Genomic DNA, 24,523 nt, shown 5'->3' on the forward strand with positions numbered 1-24,523 from the left:
AGGAGCACAAGATGAAGATTGGAAAAAAACTGATAATAATGATTATCACTCTCAATATTATCGGTACCGGTATTCTGGTCACCGCCATCTTGAGTAACGCCCGGAAGGAAATCAACACTCTTATTACCAGCGAAGTTACCAACCTTGCCGGTGAAAACGGCAAGGAAATTCAGGCCTGGCTGGGAGTTTACATGGATGCGGTTCGCACTGTGGCCCAAATCATGGAACAGTATGAACAGGTGCCGGTAGGCGAACGGCGGGATTTTTTCAATATGCTGGTCAGAACCCTGGTCGAAAAAAATCCCGAGATTGCCGCCGCTTCCAATATCTGGGAACCTAACGCCCTGGACGGCCTTGACGCCCAATTTGTAAATACCGAAGGAACTGACGAGACCGGCAGGTTTATCCCCTATTGGTACCGGACCAAGGATGGCGTCTTCCTGGATCCCCTGGTGGATTATGATACCCCGGGAGACGGCGATTATTATCTGATTCCCAAGCGAACCGGAGAAGAAACCCTGGATGAACCTTACTGGTATCCCATTGACGGCCAGGATCAACTGATAACCACCGTTACTGTGCCGATAAAAAATTCCGGCCGTTTTATCGGGACCATAAATATCGATCTCTCCCTTGTAGCAATTCAGGATCAGGTCAGCAAAATAAAGCCCTACCCGGGAAGCGTCGCCATGGTTTACAGTAACGGCGGTATGGTAAGCGCTCACTTCGACGGGAACCGGGTTGGAAAAGCCCTGACCGAAAGTGAAAGAGATGTGGCAGGGCCTTACCTTAGCCAGCTTGCGGACGCTGTAGAGCAGGGCAAAAGATTAACCTTTACCAATCATGTAAACCAGCTTGATGCTAATATGTTTTTTACCTGCATCCCCATTACTGTGGGAAAATCGACCACCCCCTGGACCCTGATGGTGGGGATTCCCGAAAGCATCATTACCGCTCCCATATATCAGATGCTCTTTCTGAGCTTAGTCATCGGGGGGATCATGATCCTGGTTACCGCCGCTGCAGCCTTCTTTATGGCCCGTTCCATCAGCAGTCCCCTCAAATACATGATTGGGATGTTTAACGACATAGGGAACGGGGATCTTACCAAGCGGCTGGATATCCACACCAAAGATGAAATCGGGGACATGACCGCCTCCTTCAACGGCACTATCGACAAGATCCGGGGTCTTATCGGGGTAATTAAAGACAAATCGGTTTCCCTCTCGGACATCGGAAACGAACTCCAGGCCAACATGAACCAGACTGCTGCGGCAATCAACGAGATTACCGCCAATATCCAGAGCATGAAAGCCCAGGTTGCCAACCAGACCGCCAGTGTGGAGGAAACCGGGGACGCCATGGAAAAAATCACCGGCAATATCAATGCGCTTAACAGTCATATAGATCGCCAGTCCGGCAGCGTGGCCCAGTCTTCTTCTGCCATCGAAGAAATGCTCGCCAATATTCAATCCGTAACCCAGACTCTGATTAAAAATGCCGACAACGTAAAGGAACTGGCCGATGCTTCCGAAATAGGCCGGTCGGGGCTGCAGGAAGTATCCGCCGACATTCAGGAAATCAACCGGGAATCCGAAGGGCTCCTGGAAATCAACGCGGTAATGGAAAATATCGCCAGCCAGACCAATCTCCTTTCCATGAACGCTGCCATTGAAGCAGCCCATGCCGGGGAAGCGGGCAAAGGCTTTGCGGTAGTAGCCGACGAAATCCGCAAACTCGCCGAAAGTTCCGGAGAGCAGTCCAAGACCATTTCGGACGTACTCAAGAAGATCAAAGCTTCCATCGAAAAGATCATCAAATCCGCTGACGAAGTGCTGATCCGGTTTGGCGCTATCGATCATGGAGTCAAAACCGTGGCCCAGCAGGAAGAAATAATCCGCGGCGCCATGGAAGAACAGGGAGAAGGAAGCAAGCAGATTCTGGACGCCGTAGGACATCTTAACGAAATCACCGGCCAGGTAAAAAACGGATCAACGGAAATGCTCTCGGGCAGCCAGGAAGTAATATCCGGCAGCAAGACCCTGGAATCCATAAGCCAGGAAATATCCAATGGGATGGTAGAAATGGCTGCCGGCGCTGATCAGATAAATACCGCTGTAAACCGGGTCAACGAAATAAGCGGGGCCAATAAAGACAACATCGACGGACTTATCAGCGAGGTCGCAAAATTCAAGATCGAGTAATCTCCAAGGCATTCTTATAGAGGATAAGCTCATTTTCCTCTTCGCTTAACCCAAGGCCCCGGAATTCTTCAAGGCACTTTCCGGGGTCCCACATGGGAAAATCAGAGCCAAAGAGGAAACGTTTTGCGCCGTATATCCTGATAAGTTCCACAGATCTCCTCTTCCCCAAAAAGGGAATAGCGCTTGAAACATCAAAATAACAGAAACGCTTTTCCAAATATTCCAGGGCCAGATCGAACATTGACCAGCCTCCGAAATGCGCGGCAATAGTAATAAGTTTTGGATACTCGTCCAGCACATGGGCAAGGCGGGAAGGATGGGAATAGGTATAACGGTAATCGCCGGTATGAAAAACCACGGGCAGCTTCCCTTCGAGAAGGGCGTAAATCTTCATCATCCTTTCGTCATCAATGTTGAATTCCTGCATATCAGGATGCAGCTTAATCCCCTTAAGCCCAAGGCTCACGATATGCTCAATCTCTTCTTCCGGGTTTTCCAGCCCTGCGTGAAGTGTGCCGAAGCCTGTAAACTCGGGATGATCCTTGCAGCATGAAGCGATGTATTCATTGATGCGCTTCACCTGGGCGGGCACCGCTGCAGCTGAAAAAACAACAAAGCGGTCTATGCCGCCCTCTTTGCCCGCGTTTACCAAATCCTGGACAGTCCCGTCCCTTTCCATGGGGAGTTTATAAAAATCATGGATGCTGTCCACAGCCTTCGAGGCAATCTTGTCAGGATAAATGTGGGTATGAAAATCTATTATCATGGTTCTAATCCTTGGGCCTTTGGTAGAAACGGCCGTTTACTTGTTCGGTTTTAATCACATTGATAAAGGCGTTGGGATCAACATTTTTGATGGCGTTTATCAGGGGTATTACATCGTTGGCCGAGACCACAGAGTAAAGCATTACCCGGTGGGCCTTATCGTAATTGCCAAAGCCGTCAAAAGAAGTTGCCCCGTGATTAGTTACGTCCCGGATGAGGGCGTAAATCTCATCGCTTTTATTGGTGATGATGAGGAGGGTTTTTTGCTGATAGCTGTTGTAAAGGGCTTTGAGGGCGGCTGTGGTGGTAAACTGGAAGATGATGGAATAGAGGGCCTTGTCCAGGGTAAAAAGCCAGCCAGCCAGAATCAGGATGACACAGTTCCCGGCAAAAATATAGTTCCATGCATCCTTGCGGTATTTTTCGGAAATGAAGATGGCGATAAAATCGGTGCCGCCGCTGGTGGCATCGGCATAGAGGCAGAGGCTTATGGAGATGGCATTGAGAAGGCCGCCGAAGACTGCCGAAAGGAGCGTGTCGTGAAGCTGGAGAAAATTGATAAACATGGCGGGCATCCAGTCCGTGAGAAGGCCGCTTACGACAATCATGAGGCAGGAATAGAGGGCGAATTTTTTCCCGATAAACTTGAAGCAAATCGCCGCAGGGACCGCATTCAGGGTGTAGTTGATAACAGAAAAGGGGAGATGGAAATGTCCATAACGCCAGCAAATTTCCTGGATAAGCAGGGTAAGGCCCGTGAAGCCCCCGGGTATGAGCCCCCCTGCATGGACAAAGGTGTTGATATTAAAGGCCATGAGAACCGAGCCCGCCAGGAGAAGAACAACACGCTTCAGGGTGTATAAGGCCGTCTGATTGTTTGGCATACTGTCATAATACTAAAAGAGCCTTGCCTTGACTATTCTTTTAGTAGTAATATCTCCGAAAAGATATCTTTTTTGCTTTTTCAAGGAGGAATTTATGGCTTTTGCGTTGAGCAGCTATCCGGTGGTGTACCGGGCCAAATACGGAGATGGAAAATGGTCCGGGGAATACATAGAAAAGCCCCATAAAAAAGCTGACGAAGAAGCAGCCATGGGCGAGGCCGAAAGGGACGCCTTGGCGGATTCGCGGAATTTTTATGCTGATATGCCTTTGGTGAATTACACAACCCAGTACGGCCTTGGCTGTTTTGAAGGCATCAAAGCTCTGCCCCAAAAAAACGGGGGCTTGGCCATTTTCCGGCCCGACAGGAACGCCTCACGGTTTTACCGTTCCATGAAGGGCCTCTACATGCCGCCCTTCCCGGAGGATGAATTTGTCAAAGCCTGCGTGGAAACCGTTAAGCGCAATGCGGCAATGGGCTTTAAGCCTAGCTATAAAGCTGAATGGGAAAAAGATTCCTTCCAGAGCGCCGATTCCATTTATATACGGCCTTTTACCCTGGCCGAAGGCGGCATAGGGGTGAATATCAGCAGTGCACCCTGGGTAATGATAGTTACAAGCCCGGTGAGTTCCTATTTCTCGGGGGGCAATTCCGATGCGATTATCACCGACAGGCTCAGGGCTACCCCAAAGGGGACAGGCTGGATTAAGGCTGCCTCCAACTATGTCATCGCAGCCCTTGCAAAGCACGAGGCTGCCGAGGCGGGCTTTATGGAATGCGTGTTCCTTGATGCGATTAATCACAAATATATTGAAGAAGGTTCCTCCTGTAATATTTTTTTCTATCTTAAATCAGGGGAACTGGCAACCCCCGAACTGGGGGACACCATACTTCCCGGCATCACCAGGGCTTCCATTATCGAACTTGCCAAAGACCTGAAGGTAAAAATCTCGGAACGGAAAATTTCCTGGGAAGAAGCCATGACGGAAACAAAAGAATGTTTTGTCAGCGGCACTGCTGCTGGGGCGACCCCCATAGAGTCGCTTAGCTATCAGGGGAAGAAGGCTGTATTCAACAGCGGCAAGGTTGGCGAGCTCACCTCAAAAATCCGGGATACCATCAAGGGCATACAATACGGAACCCTGCCTGATACCAAGGGCTGGATGGTTCATGTTCCCGTTTAATCTTATCTGATGGAAGGTGCAATTTTTCTTTCCGCCGGTGTTGTATATTCTGAAGATTGAAAAAAGAAGGATACATGACGAATAATAATCACTTCCTCTTCAGAAGCATCGGCGTGAATGTGCTATTTTTTATAGTGGTGTTATTTCTGCCTGGTTTTATATTTGCGGATGATAATGGGGAAGCTCACAGAAACCTGCGCATCAGCGCGGTTTCGATTACCGGACTAAAACGTACCAAGCCTCATGTAGCCCAAAAAGCGCTGAAAAAATTCATCGGCATGGAAGCGGAAAATCTCAACATTGATGATGTCAAAGCTGCGGTGATAGACACCGGGATTCTGGATCCCCTTGAGGTAGAAGTAATAGAAGAAAACAACGAAGCCATTCTCCATGTAACGGTAAGGGAAAAGTGGTCCATCTTTCCCATCCCCATGATCATGGCGGGCTCCAATGGTTTTAGTTTCGGAGGCTTTTTTGGCGATATGAATGCCTTCGGCCTGAGGGATATTTTTTTTGTGGGCGGCATGTACTCCAAACAGGAATGGATGGTAACCGGAGGATACATGCACAACCCCCGGACAGATTATCTCCCAGGCTGGCGCCTCATGGGCATGTTTGCCCGCCAGGAAAGGCATGACACGGATCAGAATAAAAACAATCTCCGGGTTTTTGATCTTGATTCTTTCGGCGGCTCCGGCGGGTTAAGCTATGCCTTTTTCGGTTTTCTCAATCTTTCTGTGGGGCTTGGTTTTGAAGAGCAGATCCTAAAAAACAAGGAAGAAGCCCAAAACGGCCCCATTGAAGGCGGGCGCTATTTAAAAACAGAAACCAATCTTTCCATACGGAAAAGCAACTGGGATGGCTACCTCCTCTCCCAGCAAAGCATTTCCCTGGGTTACGAGTGGACAGCGGGCCTGGACTACGATTCTTTCCATTCCCTAAGCTTCAGGGGAATCTGGGAAAAATCCCTACTCCCGGGTTTCAGGCTGAATTTCAAGGCCGGAGGCATCTGGTCGCCTGATGCGCCTGTATTGCAGGAATCTTCCCCTTTTGCCGCACAGGTGAATATTTTGCCTTCGGGTTATAAAGCCAAAAATTTTGCGGGGACTTCTTTGGGGCTGGAAAAATACATTTTCAAATTTTCATTCGGCACTCTTTCAGCATTGCTGTCATGGCAGGCTGCCTGGTCGGATGGCTCTATCCTCAAAAACCAGTTTGATCAGGGCATAGCCGGGGGTATTTCATTTTACATGAGCAAACTGGCAATACCTGCCCTGACTGTAGGCGGGGCATACAATATTACTGCTCATTATTTTCAAGGGTCCTTCAGCCTGGGCATGAGCTTTTAGCGGCTCGCCGGCGTAAACCTTACATTTTGCTTCCTTTCCATTCAGGCTTTATTCCGCAAAAACCAATAATAGTAAGAAAAGTAAAATACACAGGCGTAAACAGCAGCTGCAGTATGTAAGCTGGTCCTTTCTTGGGAAGGGAAACGCCAAAGAGGCCGAGAGTAGCAATAGTGTCAGCCGTCATTGACAGTATTACTGCTGCAGGCAGAGGCCAGATTGAGGGGAAAAAAGGCAGGAATGGAATGGCAAGTATGCCCATGGAAATAGTTACCATGAGAAAGCCAAAGTTCAAACGGGTCGAAAAATCGGGGCTGAAAAGACCGCCGTTATTCCAGCGCAGGGTTTGATTGATGAAATCCTTCCACCCCAGTTCACCCTTGGTGATCACGTGAACATCCGGGCCCAGGGCTGCCCTGATTTGAAAATCAGAGCAGGCCCGAATCCTGGATACCAGGGCAGCGTCTTCGGTGGGCGAAGGGGGGATGCTTTCGTAGCCTCCAACGGCTTCAAGGCTTGCACGCCTCAGGATGAGGTTGTTTCCAAACCCCCCTCCCGCAGCCCCGAGGCCTGTAGAACCTGCCAAATACATGAACCGCACCCCATGCTCAAAACACTGATATAAATGGAAGAAACCTTGCCCCCCCGATCTTTTCAGCACCGGCCCAATGGCCGCCCCTACCTTCTTGTCGGCCATGCGTTTCACCATAGCGGCTATCCAGCCCTGGGGAATTTCGCAATCCGCATCGGTAAAAAGGAAAAATTCCCCGGAAGAAACCTCGATGCCCCTGGCAAGGGCAAACTGCTTGTGGTTGAATCCCGGGTTTTCAGTCAGGCTAATCAGGCGCATGGAAGGCTTGTTTTTAAGGAAGGCGGATATCAGTTGGGCGCTCTCATCAGAAGACCTGTCATCAATAAAAATAAATTCAGCCTCAGGGTAATCCTGGGTTTCAAGGCTTCGGAATATGCCTTCCATACGGCTGCTCTCATTATGGACAGGAATGATAACCGTAACCTTGGGCATCCAGGAAACCGCCGCAGGGTTAAACCGGGCCCTTTTATCCCGTTTCCATTCCATATAAAGACCTGCCATAAGGGCAGCGTGGAGGCCAACAAAAACCAGGGCAAAACCGAAGCGGAATATATTGTACAAAAGCATTAAGGTCACTATGCAAGCATACCCTCTCCAAAGGGTTGACACAAGCCGTGAGATTCAATAAATTTTAGACAATGAAACGGACTTCGATCATTGCGGTGATGATGCTTCTATCTCTTATCTTCCTTCAAAGGCAGGCAGGCGCCGAGATTCGTGTCCTGGCATCCATGTCCGTGCTGAGCAACGGAAACGATGTTCTGTCCGATGAGGGAATACGGGAATTTGTCACTGCAAGCTTTGAAAGAAACACCCCGGCGCGCATGAACACACCCCAGGATCTGGACATAAACCGGAATTCCAATTCCAAAGCTATGCCTTTTGTAACCCAGCTGTTTGCCAAAACAGCAAACAAGGGCATGGTCCTGAGAAACAACATACTCATCAAACTCAGAATCTGATACTCATCCCTCCTATTTATCAGTTTAGTTCTGACTCTGCAATCGAGTTTAAGGAAGGTGAGGTATATTTATGCTGTTAATAAAAGTATTTAACAAAGATGCAATAAACACGGATCTCAAAAGCAAAACCAAACAAGATGCTTTTGAAGAATTGCTGGAAGCCATACAAAATGTTCAACCCGAACTGAACACCGAAGAGGCCCTGGAAGCCCTAACCGCAAGGGAATCCCAAATGAGTACCGGCATCATGCCCCATGTGGCTGTGCCCCATGCCTTGTGTCCTTCAGCAAGAGGAGCTATAGGCGCCATAGGCATCTCGCGATCAGGGATAGATTATAACGCCCTGGACGGGTCGCCGGTACATTTGATATTCATGCTCCTGGCCAACCCCGAAAGCTGCAGCCAAAGCCTCAGGGTGCTGAAGCATTTAGCCCAGCTTTTGGATACCCCCCAGTTCGCCGCTGATTTAATAAGGAAAAGGACAGTTGAAGAAATTCAGGGTATGCTTAACCTGCAGAACCTTGCAAAAGCGCCAATGCTGGCAGCGGGATAAGGAATTGAACTCGGGGGTTAATACCCCCTCGCCACGAATGAAAATTTATCCATTTCGCAGTGCTTTTATAGTTAGAGTATCTCCATTTAGCTCTCCCTTAATATACCCATACTGTTCATCGTCTATTGAAAAATAACCGCGAATAATTTTATCGATATTTTCCTGAAACCCCTGCGTGTTTTTTTCTTTGAGTATCATTTTCCGATACATAGCATATATATTTTTATGTTCCTTTGCAGTCAGTATTGGCAATGGCAAATCTTGCAAATGGGACTTCAATATTTTGCGGGAATGAAATTTTTTTTTGTAAATAAACGAATATATATCGCTGTTAAGCAAACCCACAATTGATTCCATGGGGTAATTATGAGGTATAAAAAGATTGGCGCTGTTCAATAACAGCGCATTGCCGCAGTCAAGCGTACAGATCAATGTATCACTAATAAATCGATATGCTATTTTCTTTTGCCGATAAAATTCAATTGGCGCGATCTGCTGATAACAACCAGGACTAAACACGATATGACATTGGGGAGATTCATAGTAATATTTTTGTATATCCTTGCCGCGAAATATTGGCTCCGAATTCTTCATGGAATTTTGCAGGATATATCTTGCATTATTTCCTGTAACAATGCCAAGGGCAAAGGAAGCATTATTCTTCAAATCAACATGTTCAGTATTGTACATTTTATTTATTAAAATGGAATCATAATCATTAATATTTGCGCTTATAATATAATCAGGCGAAATAATATCATTTTTTGATAATTGATATATATTGCCATCTTTATCCTTTATATGTATATTATTATCTTTTCTCCCAGCTTCAATATGAAGCAAAATACTTTCAGATAAAACATCTTTAAAAACATTCCCAAGTAATTTAATTGATATTTTATTATCATTATTTAAAATACAATACCGAATATTATGATGCGCCGCCACATTTAAGAAACTATGGGGAAGGAAATAATACAATTTCCCATTACTCTTGAGCATGGTCATTGCATTATACAAAGCAATACTATATATTTCATTTGTTTTAATTTCCGGGTATAATTTTAGAAGACACTCCTTTTGAGACTTAGTCCATTTACTACCCCATGGTGGATTGGTAACAATAAAATCAAATTCTTGTTTTTGTCCGGCTGAAGCAAAATGAAAATCTTCCGAATCAGCAAACGCTATATCTTGCTTGATTATATGTGCCGATAGATTTTTATCATTAAAATAGAGAACCAGATTTATAAAACATATTTTTAAAGCTAATTCATCAACATCCCGTGCAAATATTTTTGAGGGATCATGTTCCTTCGTCAATATTCCAATCAATATCCCACCGCTGCCGCAGCATGGATCAAGAATGGTTTTATCTTTAGGGATATTTATTTCTTTTAACAATTTGGAGGGGGTATAATATGATCCAAATGTGGATTTTTGCGAAATACTTTGAATAGATTGATAAAACGCTCCAAGAATATCATCATTTTTATTGGTTATTTCAAATTTTGAATAAAGGGCTTTAACCAAATCGATATTTTTGCTTTCCGCTATCCATGCCGATAAAAATGAATCAAGACGCGTGTCTTTATTTACTTGCCAATCGTTATCGATTATTTTATTTGTTCGTAAGGTTGCCAATACCAATGCCAATACACCGTCGCTTAATGAAAGTTCATGCATTTCAAATTCTCTTACTATATTATTTAATAATAATTTTCTTGATTTTTCAGTTATCCCCAAATAGCATATATATTTCTTTTCCAACAACGAACGATTGGCTCTGGAATTTAGACGTGATGGCTCATCTTTTATCTTATTTATTATTGATGCAAATGCGCTTTGGCTATACTGGTCAGATACATCGGGCGGGGGAATAACCTGTGTTTTTATCCAATTATTAACAGTAGCCAAAGAGATACCGAGTTTTTCTCCAATTTGTTCCTTTTTTAACAAATTTTCCATACAAAAATGGTATTATCCCATTTTGACCTTGTCAATGCATCCGTTTTTACGCCAATAGTCCCGGCCTGAATTATGCGTTTTTTTGTCATACGGAAAAGGGCAACCTCAGTGTAATTCTTTATCCCATAAAGAATTACACCATTGGAGCATGGGGGAGTCGAACCCCCGACCTATAGATTGCGAACCTATCGCTCTACCAACTGAGCTAATGCCCCGCTAAGCCAAAATAGCTTAGCAAATAGTGATTTTTAAGTCAACTGAACCTTCGCCGTCACCGGCTTGGTTGCGCCTTTCTCGACTGAAACCGGGAGAGGCGCGGCGTCAGCCGCTATAACCGTGTAGGAACCGGGGATGAGAACACTCGCCCCCTCTGCGTTAATGGTTTCAAAGGCAGATGCAGGAAGCTCGATCTCTACCGAGGCTGATTTGCCTGCCAGAATCTTGAGCCTGCGGAAACCCCTGAGTGAGGAGGCGGGCTCATCTTCACTGCGGTTGTCCTTGGCAATGTAAAGCTGAACAACTTCTTCTGCATCCCGCTTCCCGGTATTGGAAACCTGGACTTTGGCTTTCACGGAGTTTCCTGCGCTGATCTTGGAGCTTGAAAGTTCAACCGAATCGAAGCGGAAGCTGGTGTAGGAAAGTCCGAAGCCGAAGGGATAGAGGGGCGTCTCCTTCATGTACCGGTAGGTGCGTCCCTTGAGGGCATAGTCGTCGTAAGGGGGGAGCTGTGCCGTGGACTGGGGGAAGGTTATGGGAAGCTTGCCCGAGGGGCTTACATCGCCAAAAAGAATGTCCGCTACCGCGTTCCCGCCCTGCTCGCCGGGATACCATGCAAAGAGTACGGCATCCGCAAGATCCTCGGGGAAGGCTATGGGGCTACCGCCTGTTAGTATCAATACAACTTTCTTGCCCGCCTTCCTGATCCTTCTCAAGAAATTAAGCTGCCAGGACGGTAATTCAATAGTATCCCTGTCGCCATTGGCATCTGAGGCAATGGAGTCCCCTTCTTCCCCTTCCATGGAACCGTCAAGGCCGTAAACAGCGATGACCAGGTCAATTTCATCCAGACCGTAGATGGGAGCTTCGGCATCGACGCCGGTGCTTCCAAAGGGCACATTGGAAAGATGGTTCGGTTCGTACATGAGGGAACCCTGGCGGTATTCAAAGCTAATCGCGGTTTTAGTTTTAATTTTCTCAGCCAGCCCTTCGAGTATGGTGACAAGCCTTGAACTCATGCCGTAGTAGTTGGCAAGCAGGGTTAGTATATTTGCCGCCCCCGGCCCCATGAGGAGTATCTTCCTGGCTGAATCGTCGAGAGGGAGAATGTTGCTATCGTTCTTGAGGAGCACTATGGATTTCTGGGCCGCTTCCAGCGCCAGATTGCGGTGCTTTTCACAGCCCACAATATCGTTACCCAGGTTACGGTAGGGATCCTGCTCAGGCGGATCGAACAGCCCGAGCTTAAAGCGGGTACGGAGAAGCCGGGTCAGGGCGGTGTCAATGGTTTCGTCGGTGACCAGGCCCTTCTTATGCGAAACCGTGAGGTAGGGATAGGTACAGCCGCAGTTAAGATCGCAGCCCGCGTTCAGGGCCATGGCGGCGGATTCTTCAGGACTCTTGGTCACTTTGTGGTTTTCATGGAAATCCCTGATGGCCCAGCAGTCGGAAGTCACGTGGCCTTTAAAGCCCCATCTGCCCCGCAGTATTTCTTTCAATAAATACGTGCTGCCCCCGCAAGGTTCGCCCAAGGTGCGGTTATACGCGCCCATGACCGCTTCAACCCCGTTTTCGACCAGGAGCTTGAATGCCGGAAGGTAGGTTTCGAAAAGATCTTTTTTGGACACAACCGCGTCAAATGTATGACGCAATTTTTCAGGCCCCGAGTGGACAGCATAATGTTTGGCGCAGGCGGCCACCTTGAGGTGTTCAGTATCATCGCCCTGAAGGCCCTTCATAAAGGCCAGGCCTATGCGGCCCGTGAGGTAGGGATCCTCGCCGTACGTTTCCTGCCCCCTGCCCCAGCGGGGATCCCGAAAAATGTTGACATTAGGGGTCCAGAAGGTAAGACCGTAGTACTGGCTGCGGTTTCCCCGCTTCACCGCCTCGTTGTACTTCGCCCTGCCTTCGTCGGAGATGGCATCGGCCACGCTCCGGATAAAAGCCTCGTCAAAAGTCGCAGCCAGGGCAATGGCCTGGGGGAAAACCGTGGCAAGACCTGCCCTGGCAACCCCGTGGAGACATTCGTTCCACCAGTTGTACTTCGGGATGCCTGCGCTCTCCACCGCGGGCGCATCATAGCTCAGCTGGGAGACTTTTTCTTCCAGGGTCATTTTGGAAATCATTTCTTTTATACGAGATTCTCTATCCATGGTTTAATCCTTCTTGAAATTTAATTGAATTCTAGGCTAGTATAGTACAGCACTGATAAATTTTCTATCCACAATCAGGGAATCTCCGCGAAGCGCGAAGTTCCCCGCCGGAGGCTCAATGAACTACGATAAATTTATTGCCCTCGCCCAAAAGCAGGAAGAGCTGCTCCAATTCCCAAGCTTCAGCCGTCAGGATGTATGGGACCTCGGAAGCCTTATGGCTTCCATGGCTTTGGAAAAAAAACTGGGCCTCTCCATAAGCATCAGATCCATTTCGGGCCTGGTGCTTTTCCAGTATTTCCCGCCGGGAACCAACCTCAACCATGAAAGCTGGATGACCAGAAAATACAATGTGGTAAGGGATCTTGAAATCTCAAGCCTCCTTAATTATTTAAGGCTCCTCAAAGGCAAGCACGTTTTGCAGGACCAGGGTCTCGACCCCAAATTCTATGCCCCATCGGGCGGCGCTTTTCCCATTAAGCTTAAGGATTCCGGATTGGTTGCCGTAGTGGCGGATTCGGGCCTCCACCAATTGGAAGATCACGATTTCCTCGTGGAAAGCATAAGCCGTTTCCTTCACATTGCAGACGTGCCCCGGATACCCCTAAAGCTGAAATTATAGCGGAGACAGCAAATGCCAATCAAAATACCGCGGGCCCTGCCCGCCTATAACGCCCTCAGGGAAGAACGGGTTTTCGTTATGACCGAAGACCGCGCCGAACACCAGGACATTCGCCCCCTCAAAGTGGGGATAGTAAACCTCATGCCCACCACCGTGGACACGGAGATCCAGCTTCTGCGCCTTTTGGGGAATTCGCCTCTTCAAGTGGACATCACCTTTCTCAGAATGGGAAGCCACGAATCCAAAAACGCGCCCCCGGGGCACCTCGATAAATTCTACATCAGCGCCAAGGAGGTCATTTCCCTGGGCATGCACTTCGACGGCCTCATCATCACAGGCGCGCCGGTGGAGACCCTCCCCTTCGAGGAAGTGGACTACTGGGACGAGCTTGCGGCGGTCATCGACTATTCGGTGAAGAGCGCATGGTCAACCATGCACATCTGCTGGGGCGCCCAGGCAGCCCTCTACCGCCATTATGGCATACCCAAGCAGCCCCTCGCCAAAAAACTGTTCGGCGTCTTCCCCCACAAGATCAACGAGCGCCATTCCCCCCTGTTCAGGGGTTTTGACGATGAGTTCCTTGCCCCCCAGTCCAGGCACACAAGCTGCGACCGCGATGCCCTGGCCGCGAGGCCCGAGCTGACCATACAATCCGAGTCAGTCGAAACCGGCGTCTTTCTAGCCACCGCCCGGGACCTCCGGGAGATCTACGTAACAGGCCACCTGGAGTACGACTCCCTCACCCTGGACAGGGAATACCGCCGCGACCTTGGGCAGGGCAAGCCCATCGCCATACCGAGGAATTACTACCCCGGCGACGACGCCTCGCAGGCGCCGGTAGTCCGCTGGCGGGCCCACGCCCACCTCTTCTTTTCCAACTGGCTCAACTATGTGTACCAGGAGACGCCCTTCAACCTGGACGATATAAAATAGAAGAAAAGCGAGAAAAATCAGAAATTCCCTTGACAGATTGGTTGAAGGGGTATATCATACTAATCCGATAGGTATTATATTTTTATATGGCAAAATGCCAAAGGAGCTCATTATGGCTAATTACAAGTTCGAGACCGCTCAAGTTCACGCAGGGCAGGAGACGCCCGACTCGGCAACAGACGCCAGGGCCGTGCCCATCTACCAGACATCTTCCTACGTGTTCCCCTCGTCAAAGTCCGCGGCAGACCGCTTCGGCCTTACAGAGTCCGGGAACATCTACACCCGGATCATGAACCCCACCTGGGACGTTTTTGAAAAACGCATCGCCGCCCTCGAAGGAGGCGTTGCCGCCCTGGCAACCTCGTCAGGCGCCGCCGCCATCACCTACGCCATTCAGAACATCACCCGCGCAGGGGATCACATCGTTTCCGACAACCAGCTTTACGGCGGAACCTACAACCTCTTTGCCAACACCTTCAAAGACCTCGGCGTGGAAGTCACCTTTGTGGACGGCTCCAAGCCCGAAAACTTCGAAAAAGCCATAAAGCCCAACACCAAGGCCCTGTATTTCGAAACCCTGGGAAACCCCAACGCCACCATCGTGGATGTCGAAGCAGTTGCGAAAATCGCCCACAAGCACGGAATCCCCGCCATCGTGGACAACACCTTCCCCACCCCCTACCTGCTCCGCCCCTTTGATTATGGCGTAGACATAGCCGCCCATTCAGCCACCAAGTTCATAGGCGGCCACGGCACATCCATAGGCGGCGTCCTCGTTGACTCCGGCAAATTCGACTGGGCCCAGAACGACAAATTCCCCGGCCTCTCCCAGCCCAACAACAGCTACCACGGCGTCGTGTTCACCCAGGCCGTCGGCAACCTTGCCTATATCATCAAAGCCCGCGTTACCCTGCTCCGGGACACCGGCGCTTCCCTCTCTCCCTTCAACGCCTTCCTCTTCCTCCAGGGCCTCGAGACCCTCTCCCTCAGAGTGGATAGGCACCTCGAAAACACCTTCAAGGTTTTGGACTTCCTCAAAGGCAATCCCCAGGTCGAAAAGATCAATCACCCGGCGCTTCCGGATCACAAAGATCACGCCCTCTACAAGAAATACTTCCCCAAAGGCGGCGCCTCAATCTTCACCTTCGAGATCAAGGGCAACGCCGACAAGGCCAAAAAATTCACCGAGAGCCTTGAACTCTTCTCCCTCCTGGCGAACGTGGCGGACGTGAAGTCCCTGGTAATCCACCCCGCTTCCACCACCCACTCCCAATTGAGCGAGAAGGACCTTCTCGAACAGGGAATAAAGCCCAACACCGTGCGCCTCTCCATAGGCACCGAGCACATCGACGACATCATCGCCGACCTCAAGCATGGGTTCGAGGCTGTTAAGTAACGTAAGAGAATAAAGAATAATGAGGGGGAAAGCCTTCCCCCTCGCTTCAAAGCCTGCGGCTTTTCCGCTACCCTCTTCGTAATGCACAAAGGGCACGAAGTTTTTTGACTTATCCTTAGTGTAACTTTGTGTCCTTTGAGGTTATTAAATCTTTTAATCAACAACCTCGCCGCAGAGCGGACAAGGCATGTTGTTCTCTTAAGGAATTGGACTCGGGGCTTAATACCTTTTTAACCGCAGCAAGTCCTAAACTTGACCCACAGATTTATTGAGGAAAAGAATACAGAAAAAACCGCAAAAAACAGTAATTTTTGGCTATTTCCGGCTGAGTGATCTTTATTCCCTCAATGTTCAGACAGGTCTACTTAGACCTTTTTTGCCATAAAATAGGTCTAAACAGACCTATTTGTTTCTCTCCATAAATCTATCATGACTTATTGCACCTGTAAATTCCCCAAGGTAAAAATCGTGCGTAATTTACTCAAGACAGAACCGAATACGGAGCTTTATAATTATCCTGAAAAAGGGTGTTGTCCGCTTATGCGGAGAACAAAAACAAAGCTGAAAGCGGTATAAAAACCGCAAAGGGGTTATTGAAATGAAGAACAATAGATTTTTCATTCGGGGAATGTCGGCGGCATTGCTGGCATTGGGATTGGTTCTGGCGGGGTGCGACAACGGATCAACCAGTACCGAAAGCGCTAACAAGTTTACACTAACACAGATTAGTAATACACAGGTTGCGGAAGCTAGTTACACATGCCTTGTGGGCTTATTTCCTGAATCTACAACTAGAGCAACAGCTCTAGCTGATGCCCAGGCAATTGTCCTGGACTCTGGTTATTTTACCGATATTGTTGCCGGCGCGTTTGAACCACAGACTTCTGGATCTTATGACAATTATACCATTAGCGGACCTTTACAATCAACAGAATCCGGTTTTTTATCCGACTGGCGGGGTGAAGGTTCCTACCATATCTGGTTTGCGCTAAGCAGTGGTAGTAGTGCTGGGCCATGGACGCTTTACAGAACAAACAGTCCTGTATCACTCACCGCAGGTGGTTCTATCTCACTTAATGCACAAACAGATCTTTCAAAAAAATAGTAATCCGACCACATTGGAGTATTAATGCAAAGGTGCCTGGTTTATGCAGAAGCGCCAGGCGCCTTATTGCCATCATCCATTTTTTCACCGTAAAGTCGCACAAGGTCGCGCGAAGGAAAGGAAAAAGAAAAATTCCCAATCTTCTAAAACTTTGTGTTACTTCGTGTGATCTCGCGGTTAAAAAGAATTTGAAAGCGGGTATAAAAACCGCAAAGGGGTGTTTAAATCAAAAACAATAGATTTTTCATTATGGGAATGTCGGCGGCATTGCTGGCATTGGGATTGGTTCTGGCAGGGTGCGACAACGGATCAACCAGTAGTGTCGGTGAATACAATTTAATATGGGGAGCCTATAATAATTATGTTACTATGACTGATATCGAAAATACTATTGCCAATCAAAATTGGCCTGTTACATCAGCCAATGATGGTAAATATGCAATAGGCGACACTGCACGATCAATTCGTACCTACTGTGTAGGATCTCAGTATTTCACTGATGGCGGAGCGGCAGACGGATCTTATGAAGACCTGCTGAATTATACATCAAATGGCATTGGATTGCCGTCAGATCTTAAAAATGCGATGGCTTCTCAAAAAGCCAGTGTACCAATAGCGGGGGTTTTTAAAAATCCACTAAACCTGGAGGTCATGTTCTATGTAAGCAAAAACTAAAGGCCTCGGCCACCATCGGAATCTTCCCCTATCCTTCGGTACAGCAGTGAAATGCCGTAACCGCCGAATACGGCGATAAAGCGGTCAACGATATTGATGGGTATGCGGGAAAGGATCGCCGCCGCCGGTACAGGCACATTGTTCCTGATGAGGCCGAGTTTGAAGATGTCCTCGGGGTACAGGCCCCGGGGCGCCGAAACAAGTTTGAAGAGGGCAAAATCGATAATGCCGCCCATGATACTGATGAGTATGCAGTCAAGCGCCACCAGTACCATGAGCCTTGCGGCTGTGCTTATAAAGGAAGAAAGAGGAGCTTCTTTAGCAAAAAGCCTTTGCCGCATTTTTAATTTGGTCCGGAAAAAGCAGACCAAAAGCATTTCCGTAACCGTGCACAGGACAAACGCGTTGCCTGCCCAGAATATGCTCTCTCCTGAGTGAAATAACAGATTGCGCAAAATTTCGCAGAGTGGATAGAGCAGCACGCCAGTCAGCATACCGGGCAGGAGGCCAAAACTGAAGATTATGGCAACGGTAAAAACCGTATCCAGATATAATGGCGCGCCGAATATACCGCTTACCAGTATGCCGAGGGCAGCATTGCCAAGGGCCGATACCAGGCAAAGAACAAGCATTTTCCATCTGATTGATAACTGCGGTTTACCATTCGCCATTATTATATTACAATGAGTTTGTCCTGTTGCATTGTCAAGAGGGGAACCTTCGAGAGTTATGGCACGTTATATACTGAAAATCATTGCACTATTTACCGCCTGTATGTTTGCTTCAGGCTGCAGCAGTAAAAGTGAATATCCGTCAGTCTCTTCCCTAGCACACGAGTGGCTCGAAATTAAAACAATGCTCACGGCCCACGGAACCGGGCAAGGCCCTGAAAGCGAAGCTCTGGACAGTTTTACTTCTGCCCTGGACAAATTTTCCGCCTCCCCTGCGGGAAACCTCTATCTGATCAATCGTCCGGCCATTACGAAATCTGTGACCAGCATTGGCAAAACAGCGGAAAGGCTTAAGGCGGCGGCAGAGACGAGCGACGAGAATGGGGTACGTTCAATTATGCTTGAAATCGACACCGCCGTTGACCAGCTTCAGATTATAGACACAGGGCTATCAGACACCATTCAGCTCAGGTACTTCCAGCTTTTTTTCTTTTTTTCGCTGCTGGTGCTTTTAACGGTACTGGTTTTATGGCTATTGGACCGCAGACTCGAAAAGGCCATAAGCATGGGACAGCAGAGCCTTATTTTTTCCAGGGAAACGGTTCTCGCCCAGGAACAGGAGCGTTCCCGCATTGCCCGTGAACTCCACGATACGATTGCCCAGGATCTGTGGCGTCTTTCCTTCAGGGCCGACAGCATAAACAGGGCCGAACAGGCCGAAGAGCGCCGCCGTATCTGCGAAGAAGTAGTCAAAGGCCAGCAGGAGCTTATGCAGCGTATCAGGACAATCTGCGATACCCTGGTGCCGCCCGATTTCAGACGCAGGGGCCTGCCTGATGCTATCCGCAGTTTGTGTTATGATTTTTCCCGGCGTACCGGCATTGAATGTGCCGTAACCGTGCAGGAAGGCTTAAACCTTGAACCCCTTAACGTGGATATGCAATTGCAGTGCTTCCGTATAGTGCAGGAATGTCTTGCCAATATTGAAAAACACGCAGAGGCGAGCGAGGCATCGGTACTGGTCAGTAACAGGGGAGAAGGTCAGGCCGAAACTCCGGCCATGGGGCTTCTGCATATATGCGTTTCCGATAACGGCAGGGGCTTTGATGCGCCGGACAGCGATACGCAGTTCCTACTCAGAGCCAAAGGCCACTTCGGCCTGTGGAACATGAATGCGCGGGCAGAGGCCCTGCGCGGAACGCTGACCATTGACAGCGAAACAGGCTGCGGCGTCCGGATTACCCTGGATCTGCCTCTGGAAACGGAAGTATGATACCCCCCCCCCCCCCCCCGTACAAGCAGACCCTGCAAAGGTTCCTCCCGTGATTACGGTAGTACTCATAGACGATCACCCACTTGCAGTCAACGGCATAGGCGAGTGGCTAAGATCCACCGGACGCTTTGCCATTGCCGGTACAGCGGGCAGCCTTGCCCAGGCTCAGGCCCTGTTTGAAAACCTTGAAATCCTGCCTTCTGTCGTCATTCTTGATATTGCCCTTGGACCTGAAGACGGCCTTGAGGTAATCCCCATGCTAAAAACAATAGCCAAAAAAAGAAAAACGGCCCTGCCCGGCATCGTGGTGTGCTCCATGTTCGAGGACCCCTTCCTGATTCAAAATGCCCGCAATGCGGGGGCCGGGGCCTATGTCGCAAAATCGGCGGATATTAACGAAGTCACCAGCGCCATAGACGCAGTGCTTGCCGGCAATACCTACATCAGGGCCGAATACCAGCTGCCTGTGCAGAAGTGGGCGTCATCAGGGCTTTCCCGCCGGGAACGCGAAATCGTCGCCCTGATAAAACAGCGCTTAAACAACAAAGAGATAGCCGAAAAAATGTATATCAGCATACGAACTGTGGAAAACCATTTATCCCATATTTATGTAAAAACCAATACCAATTCCCGAAACGAACTCTCGGAATTGTAGACATTTTGGAATTGCAAAGATCCTCTTAAACGGTTATAGTAAAAGTAACTTTTATTTAGGAGAAAAATATGGCTGATTTAAAAGGAACCAAAACAGAAGAGAACCTGAAGGCGGCGTTTGCGGGCGAGGCCCAGGCTCATACCAAGTACCAGTATTACGCCTCCAAGGCTGAAAAAGACGGCTACCAGCAGATAGGCGCCATCTTCAGGGAAACCGCCCAGAACGAAAAAGAACATGCCAAGATTTGGTTCAAACTCCTCCACGGCGACGAGGTGCCAGGCACCGAAACGAACCTCAAGGACGCCGCCGCAGGTGAACATTACGAGTGGACCGACATGTACGCGGGTTTTGCCAAAACCGCCAAAGAAGAAGGCTTTACCACTATTGCCGCGCTCTTCGAAATGGTCGGCAAAATCGAAAAGGAACATGAAGAACGGTACAAAAAGCTCCTTAAAAATATCGAGAGCAGCATCGTGTTCTCCAGGGACGGCGACCAGATTTGGCAATGCGCAAACTGCGGGCACATTATCATCGGCAAAAAGGCCCCCGAGCTTTGCCCGGTCTGCAAGCACCCCAAGGCTTACTTCCAGATCCGCGCTGACAACTACTAAAAAACCTGCAATTTAGCGTATGCCGTAAATTTCCAAAACCTCCAGGAAGCGGAGGTTTTATTTTTTTCTCTCTTTTGGTATAATTCTGTCCATAATGAAAAGGATCTTAAAATATTCAGTTTATACTGCCATGATACTCGCTGCGGTAATTATACTGATTTTTCTTTTAAAACCCCGAAACACCCAGGTAAGTCCCCTTCATATTGATTTATCCGCAAGCCCGATTTACGCAAAAACAGGCTTTGATCCTGCTGATACCCTGCGCCATCCCTTAACAATAGCGAACTGGCAAAACATATTGCAGCCAGGCCGCAGGAATGCAGCGATAATCCGGGATATAGTCCCCATTAATAACCGCCGTTCCTTCCTTGCCCTGAAGGACGAGGCGGATGAAGAATTTACCCTGGCAATTCCTTTTGAAGTAGACGCAAAGGCCATGGCAGCCATGAATGGCGTTATTCCTGTATCACCGGGCATTCTCCTGGCCGGTATTGGAGACAACTGGGAAGTGTACATCAACGGTACTTTGGTAGAATATCAGGTATTCCTGGATAATGGGGGGCGTATTACTTCCCATCGCTCTTACCGGAGCATAGGCATCCCAATTCATAAAGAACTCCTTAAGGAAGGGGATAATTTTCTGGTCTTCAGGATCATAGGGCCGCCTTCTTTTGGCTATACAGGCTTTTTTTATTCTGCCCCCTACTATATTGATGATTACCGTCTCGTAGAGAATTACAGAAATGATTACACCATGGTAATTTTTTGTACCCTCTATATCTTTATGGGCCTATACCATCTGCTGCTTTTTCTTATGCGCCGCTCGGCGAGATACAATCTTTATTATAGTTTCTTGTCTGTAACAGTGGGGATTTATTTTATAACCCGCAGCCCGATTGTGTATAATTTTATTGTCGATTCCAGCATCACCCAAAGGCTGGAATATGCTTCACTCTTCCTTCTGGTTTTCTTTCTGGGTTCCTTTATTGAGCAACTAAATTTTCAACGCATACTTTTGCCTACCCGTATTTATGGTGTTTTCTGTACCATCCTGATTATGCTGCAGGCTGCTTTTCCACTCCAGTTTGGAGAAGAAATTTTAGTTATATGGGAAATCTGCTGTCTCCCGGCTTTTGCCTATATAGTGATCAATGATGTAATATTAACTTTTGGCAGAAATATAACCCGCCAATGGAAGCATCAGGGTGAAACATCAAAAAAAATTAAACTCCATGATATAGGAAACGCCCTCCTCCAAACGCCGTTGGGAAATATCGTACTGGCCATTTTTCTTCTCGTTTGTTCTTTTGTCTTTGATTTACTTGATACGCTTGTACTCCACACAGGGATACTGTTAAGTCGTTACAGTTTCTTTCTTTTTACCATGAGTTCAGCATTTATTCTGGCAAGGAATCTTTCCAATTCTTATAGCCAGGTAAGCCAGCAAAAGGATGAGCTTGAAGCGCTGGTAGATGAGCGGACTCAGGAGCTGGCCAGGCAGGTTAAAATTGCCGAAAGCGCTTCCCGGGCAAAAAGCGAATTCATGGCTACCATGAGCCACGAAATCCGTACACCTCTTAACGCCATTATCGGCTTTTCGGATATTGAACTGGGGAAGCCCCTGCCGGAAACAACCTATGGCAATATTGAAAAAATCAGGAGTTCCGGCGCAACCCTTTTAGGTATTATCAATGATATTCTGGACATTTCAAAAATTGAAGCGGGTAGTTTTGAAATTATCCCGGTGGCGTATGATACTGCGGCCCTTATCAGCGAAGCTGTCCGCCTAAATATGGTACGTATAGGTGAAAAGCCCATTATTTTTGAGCTTTCTGTAAGCGAGACTATTCCTGAGAAACTTTTCGGCGATGAACTGCGGATAAAACAGGTTTTCAACAATATACTTTCAAATGCCATAAAATATACCAAAGCAGGAAAAGTACGTCTTGAGATAAACCATGATCCGCTCAGCGGAGTTCCCGGCAGCCAGGCCCTTATCACTATCAAGGTTTCAGATACAGGCATGGGTATCAGACAGGAAGACATTGAGAAACTCTTTTCTGAATACAGCCAGCTGGACACCAAAGCCAACCGCAAAATTGAAGGCACCGGCCTCGGGCTTTCCATCACCAAAAAATTACTGACCCTTATGGGTGGAACTATCAGTGTCGAAAGTGAATATGGAAAAGGCAGCATCTTTACCATAACAGTTCCCCAAAAAATTATCAGCGATTCTGTCATTGGAAAGGAAAAGGCAGAGATGTTGACAGCTTTACACTTGACTGAAGATCATAACAATCCTGCCCAGGATCTCAAAAGAGCCTGGATGCCCTATGGCAGAGTGCTGGTGGTAGATGATGTACTTACAAACCTCGAAGTAGCCCGTGGTCTCCTTGAACCCTATGGCCTCGCCATTGATTGCGTCTCAAGCGGCAGGGAAGCCATCAATGTTATAAAAGCAGAAACACTCCGCTACGATCTGGTTCTCATGGATCACATGATGCCCGAAATGGACGGCATCGAAGCGGTTCAAATTATCCGGAACGAAATCGGAACCAGTTATGCAAAAAATATTCCCATTATAGCCCTTACCGCTAACGCTTTGACAGGTAATGACGAAATATTTATGTCAAAAGGCTTTAACGGCTTTGTATCCAAACCCATCGACATCATGGAGCTTGACGCTGTTCTCAACAAATGGATAAAGGACAGGCAAAGTACTGAAACGTTGGAAAAAGCTGAGAAAGAAAGGCCTGGGGAAGCTGCTAAGGTAACAGATATACATCAGATAGAGGTCCAGGCAGAAAAAAGCAACATCCCCGGTCTGGATATGGAAGGCGGTATTAAACGCTACAATAACGAGAAAATATATCTCCGTATTCTGGAAGCTTTCCTGAAAAGCGCGCCTTTGCTTCTCGAAAAACTGCGTAACCCAAGCGAAGAAAATCTTAAAGCCTACGCCATTTCGGTTCACGGTTTAAAAGGGGCTGCAAGGGGGATTAGCGCCAATGATATCGGCAATATGGCTGAAGAGCTGGAATTTGCCGCCAAAGCCGGGGATTTTAAAACCGTTTCTGAAAAGAACAGCCTTCTGCTTGAGGCCGCAGAAACGCTCCTTGAGGATCTTAAGCACTATCTGGTAAGATAAACCATGAGCGCATTACAATCTTCCATAACCCGGGATCAGGCCTGGGATCTTTTGAGGCAGTACAACAAGGACCCCTTTCACCTCCAGCATGCCCTGACTGTCGAAGGCGTGATGAAATGGTATGCCGCCGAATTGGGCTTTGGAGACGAAAAGCATTTCTGGGGCATCGTGGGGCTTCTCCACGACATAGACTTTGAGCAATACCCCCAGGAACACTGCCTCAAGGCGCCTGAGCTTCTCCGTGCAGGGGGAGTAAACGAGGAGATAATCCACGCGGTTTGCAGCCATGGTTACGAACTTACGGTGGACGTCAAACCTGAACACCAGATGGAAAAAGTCCTCTATGCCAGTGATGAACTCACGGGCCTTATCTGGGCCGCTGCCATCATCAGGCCGTCGAAAAGCGTTCAGGATATGGAAATAAAGTCGGTTAAAAAGAAGTACAAGGCCCTCAACTTTGCGGCGGGCTGTTCCCGTGAAGTAATTGAAAAAGGGGCGGCCATGCTGGGCTGGGAGCTGGACAAACTCATCGGCGACACCATTCTGGCAATGCGTTCCTGCGAGGCGGAAATTAACGCTGCCATGGAAAAGCTCTCATAAACCCTCCC

General features: G+C 48.2%; 21 protein-coding genes and 1 tRNA gene. 15 read left to right on the forward strand and 7 right to left on the reverse strand.

All coding sequences use genetic code 11. From position 1 onward, the window contains the following. The first annotated feature begins 11 nt into the window (after positions 1-11). Positions 12-2,204, forward strand: coding sequence for a methyl-accepting chemotaxis protein (locus tag TREAZ_RS14035; RefSeq protein ID WP_015712548.1), 2,193 nt, complete (start codon positions 12-14; stop codon positions 2,202-2,204). Here TREAZ_RS14035 and TREAZ_RS14040 read toward each other — a convergent pair. Both TREAZ_RS14040 and TREAZ_RS14045 read right to left on the reverse strand, forming a co-directional pair. Further along, positions 2,191-2,970, reverse strand: a complete 780-nt coding sequence (locus TREAZ_RS14040) for an amidohydrolase family protein (protein ID WP_015712549.1) — start codon at positions 2,968-2,970, stop codon at positions 2,191-2,193. The two genes, TREAZ_RS14035 and TREAZ_RS14040, sit on opposite strands and share 14 nt — an antisense overlap. A gap of 4 nt (positions 2,971-2,974) precedes the next feature. Beyond that, entirely contained in the window at positions 2,975-3,853 is an 879-nt protein-coding gene (locus tag TREAZ_RS14045; protein WP_015712550.1) for a YitT family protein, read from the reverse strand. Between the two features lie 94 nt (positions 3,854-3,947). Between TREAZ_RS14045 and ilvE the strand changes: the two genes are divergently transcribed. Together ilvE and TREAZ_RS14055 are read left to right on the forward strand one after the other, a co-directional pair. Continuing rightward, complete coding sequence (gene ilvE, locus TREAZ_RS14050) at positions 3,948-5,036, forward strand: branched-chain-amino-acid transaminase (RefSeq protein ID WP_015712551.1); 1,089 nt, start codon at positions 3,948-3,950, stop codon at positions 5,034-5,036. A gap of 56 nt (positions 5,037-5,092) precedes the next feature. Then, positions 5,093-6,385 (forward strand): BamA/TamA family outer membrane protein, encoded by a 1,293-nt coding sequence (locus tag TREAZ_RS14055; protein WP_015712552.1) that lies wholly within the window; start codon positions 5,093-5,095, stop codon positions 6,383-6,385. Between the two features lie 19 nt (positions 6,386-6,404). Here the strand turns inward: TREAZ_RS14055 and TREAZ_RS14060 are convergent, their stop codons facing one another. Beyond that, positions 6,405-7,541, reverse strand: coding sequence for a glycosyltransferase (locus tag TREAZ_RS14060; protein WP_015712553.1), 1,137 nt, complete (start codon positions 7,539-7,541; stop codon positions 6,405-6,407). A 71-nt stretch (positions 7,542-7,612) separates the two neighbouring features. On the opposite strand from TREAZ_RS14060, the gene TREAZ_RS14065 reads away from it, so the two are divergent. Further along, positions 7,613-7,936, forward strand: a complete 324-nt coding sequence (locus TREAZ_RS14065; protein WP_015712554.1) for a hypothetical protein — start codon at positions 7,613-7,615, stop codon at positions 7,934-7,936. Between the two features lie 70 nt (positions 7,937-8,006). Beyond that, on the forward strand, positions 8,007-8,489 hold the full coding sequence (locus tag TREAZ_RS14070; protein WP_015712555.1) for a PTS sugar transporter subunit IIA: 483 nt from the start codon (positions 8,007-8,009) through the stop codon (positions 8,487-8,489). A 45-nt stretch (positions 8,490-8,534) separates the two neighbouring features. Here TREAZ_RS14070 and TREAZ_RS14075 read toward each other — a convergent pair whose 3' ends face one another. From TREAZ_RS14075 to TREAZ_RS14085, 3 genes are all read right to left on the reverse strand, one after another. Beyond that, the gene (locus tag TREAZ_RS14075) at positions 8,535-10,457 is read right to left on the reverse strand and encodes an N-6 DNA methylase family protein (RefSeq protein WP_015712556.1); all 1,923 of its coding nucleotides are present in this window, start codon (positions 10,455-10,457) and stop codon (positions 8,535-8,537) included. 142 nt (positions 10,458-10,599) lie between these two features. Next, positions 10,600-10,672, reverse strand: a tRNA-Ala gene (locus TREAZ_RS14080). A gap of 33 nt (positions 10,673-10,705) precedes the next feature. After that, the gene (locus TREAZ_RS14085) at positions 10,706-12,826 is read right to left on the reverse strand and encodes a glycoside hydrolase family 3 C-terminal domain-containing protein (RefSeq protein ID WP_015712557.1); all 2,121 of its coding nucleotides are present in this window, start codon (positions 12,824-12,826) and stop codon (positions 10,706-10,708) included. 118 nt (positions 12,827-12,944) lie between these two features. Here TREAZ_RS14085 and TREAZ_RS14090 point away from each other — a divergent pair, with 118 nt between their 5' ends. The 5 genes from TREAZ_RS14090 (at position 12,945) to TREAZ_RS14110 (ending at position 17,557) form a co-directional block, all read left to right on the forward strand. After that, a complete protein-coding gene (locus TREAZ_RS14090) occupies positions 12,945-13,448 on the forward strand; it encodes a heme-degrading domain-containing protein (RefSeq protein ID WP_015712558.1) in 504 nt (167 codons plus the stop codon). A gap of 12 nt (positions 13,449-13,460) precedes the next feature. Beyond that, complete coding sequence (locus tag TREAZ_RS14095; protein WP_015712559.1) at positions 13,461-14,381, forward strand: homoserine O-succinyltransferase; 921 nt, start codon at positions 13,461-13,463, stop codon at positions 14,379-14,381. A gap of 112 nt (positions 14,382-14,493) precedes the next feature. Then, the gene (locus TREAZ_RS14100) at positions 14,494-15,777 is read left to right on the forward strand and encodes an O-acetylhomoserine aminocarboxypropyltransferase/cysteine synthase family protein (protein WP_015712560.1); all 1,284 of its coding nucleotides are present in this window, start codon (positions 14,494-14,496) and stop codon (positions 15,775-15,777) included. Between the two features lie 598 nt (positions 15,778-16,375). Then, positions 16,376-16,882, forward strand: coding sequence for a hypothetical protein (locus tag TREAZ_RS14105; protein WP_043923121.1), 507 nt, complete (start codon positions 16,376-16,378; stop codon positions 16,880-16,882). A 249-nt stretch (positions 16,883-17,131) separates the two neighbouring features. Next, the gene (locus TREAZ_RS14110; RefSeq protein WP_043923122.1) at positions 17,132-17,557 is read left to right on the forward strand and encodes a hypothetical protein; all 426 of its coding nucleotides are present in this window, start codon (positions 17,132-17,134) and stop codon (positions 17,555-17,557) included. On the opposite strand, the gene TREAZ_RS14115 is transcribed toward TREAZ_RS14110, so the two are convergent. Then, positions 17,554-18,189, reverse strand: a complete 636-nt coding sequence (locus tag TREAZ_RS14115) for a hypothetical protein (protein WP_015712564.1) — start codon at positions 18,187-18,189, stop codon at positions 17,554-17,556. The two genes, TREAZ_RS14110 and TREAZ_RS14115, sit on opposite strands and share 4 nt — an antisense overlap. Positions 18,190-18,286: 97 nt before the next feature. On the opposite strand from TREAZ_RS14115, the gene TREAZ_RS14120 reads away from it, so the two are divergent. The 5 genes from TREAZ_RS14120 to TREAZ_RS14140 all read left to right on the forward strand — a co-directional run bounded on the left by TREAZ_RS14120 (position 18,287) and on the right by TREAZ_RS14140 (position 24,515). Further along, entirely contained in the window at positions 18,287-19,501 is a 1,215-nt protein-coding gene (locus tag TREAZ_RS14120) for a sensor histidine kinase (RefSeq protein ID WP_052297691.1), read from the forward strand. A 49-nt stretch (positions 19,502-19,550) separates the two neighbouring features. Further along, positions 19,551-20,156: a response regulator transcription factor gene (locus tag TREAZ_RS14125; RefSeq protein ID WP_015712566.1), complete on the forward strand. Its 606-nt coding sequence runs from the start codon at positions 19,551-19,553 to the stop codon at positions 20,154-20,156. Positions 20,157-20,224: 68 nt separating this feature from the next. Next, entirely contained in the window at positions 20,225-20,767 is a 543-nt protein-coding gene (rbr, locus tag TREAZ_RS14130) for a rubrerythrin (RefSeq protein ID WP_015712567.1), read from the forward strand. 94 nt (positions 20,768-20,861) lie between these two features. After that, on the forward strand, positions 20,862-23,915 hold the full coding sequence (locus TREAZ_RS14135; protein WP_015712568.1) for an ATP-binding protein: 3,054 nt from the start codon (positions 20,862-20,864) through the stop codon (positions 23,913-23,915). Positions 23,916-23,918: 3 nt separating this feature from the next. Next, positions 23,919-24,515: a hydrolase gene (locus tag TREAZ_RS14140; protein ID WP_015712569.1), complete on the forward strand. Its 597-nt coding sequence runs from the start codon at positions 23,919-23,921 to the stop codon at positions 24,513-24,515. Positions 24,516-24,523: the final 8 nt, after the last annotated feature.

Source organism: Leadbettera azotonutricia ZAS-9 (genome assembly GCF_000214355.1).
GTDB lineage: Bacteria > Spirochaetota > Spirochaetia > Treponematales > Breznakiellaceae > Leadbettera > Leadbettera azotonutricia.

Excerpts from the sequence above, each read along its gene's own strand:
- TREAZ_RS14035 (WP_015712548.1), top strand. The coding sequence starts at position 12 with ATGAAGATTGGAAAAAAACTGATAATAATGATTATCACTCTCAATATT.
- TREAZ_RS14040 (WP_015712549.1), bottom strand. The coding sequence starts at position 2,970 with ATGATAATAGATTTTCATACCCACATTTATCCTGACAAGATTGCCTCG.
- TREAZ_RS14045 (WP_015712550.1), bottom strand. The coding sequence starts at position 3,853 with ATGCCAAACAATCAGACGGCCTTATACACCCTGAAGCGTGTTGTTCTT.
- ilvE (WP_015712551.1), top strand. The coding sequence starts at position 3,948 with ATGGCTTTTGCGTTGAGCAGCTATCCGGTGGTGTACCGGGCCAAATAC.
- TREAZ_RS14060 (WP_015712553.1), bottom strand. The coding sequence starts at position 7,541 with ATGCTTTTGTACAATATATTCCGCTTCGGTTTTGCCCTGGTTTTTGTT.
- TREAZ_RS14065 (WP_015712554.1), top strand. The coding sequence starts at position 7,613 with ATGAAACGGACTTCGATCATTGCGGTGATGATGCTTCTATCTCTTATC.
- TREAZ_RS14070 (WP_015712555.1), top strand. The coding sequence starts at position 8,007 with ATGCTGTTAATAAAAGTATTTAACAAAGATGCAATAAACACGGATCTC.
- TREAZ_RS14075 (WP_015712556.1), bottom strand. The coding sequence starts at position 10,457 with ATGGAAAATTTGTTAAAAAAGGAACAAATTGGAGAAAAACTCGGTATC.
- TREAZ_RS14085 (WP_015712557.1), bottom strand. The coding sequence starts at position 12,826 with ATGGATAGAGAATCTCGTATAAAAGAAATGATTTCCAAAATGACCCTG.
- TREAZ_RS14090 (WP_015712558.1), top strand. The coding sequence starts at position 12,945 with ATGAACTACGATAAATTTATTGCCCTCGCCCAAAAGCAGGAAGAGCTG.
- TREAZ_RS14095 (WP_015712559.1), top strand. The coding sequence starts at position 13,461 with ATGCCAATCAAAATACCGCGGGCCCTGCCCGCCTATAACGCCCTCAGG.
- TREAZ_RS14100 (WP_015712560.1), top strand. The coding sequence starts at position 14,494 with ATGGCTAATTACAAGTTCGAGACCGCTCAAGTTCACGCAGGGCAGGAG.
- TREAZ_RS14105 (WP_043923121.1), top strand. The coding sequence starts at position 16,376 with ATGAAGAACAATAGATTTTTCATTCGGGGAATGTCGGCGGCATTGCTG.
- TREAZ_RS14110 (WP_043923122.1), top strand. The coding sequence starts at position 17,132 with ATGGGAATGTCGGCGGCATTGCTGGCATTGGGATTGGTTCTGGCAGGG.
- TREAZ_RS14115 (WP_015712564.1), bottom strand. The coding sequence starts at position 18,189 with ATGCTTGTTCTTTGCCTGGTATCGGCCCTTGGCAATGCTGCCCTCGGC.
- TREAZ_RS14120 (WP_052297691.1), top strand. The coding sequence starts at position 18,287 with ATGGCACGTTATATACTGAAAATCATTGCACTATTTACCGCCTGTATG.
- rbr (WP_015712567.1), top strand. The coding sequence starts at position 20,225 with ATGGCTGATTTAAAAGGAACCAAAACAGAAGAGAACCTGAAGGCGGCG.
- TREAZ_RS14135 (WP_015712568.1), top strand. The coding sequence starts at position 20,862 with ATGAAAAGGATCTTAAAATATTCAGTTTATACTGCCATGATACTCGCT.
- TREAZ_RS14140 (WP_015712569.1), top strand. The coding sequence starts at position 23,919 with ATGAGCGCATTACAATCTTCCATAACCCGGGATCAGGCCTGGGATCTT.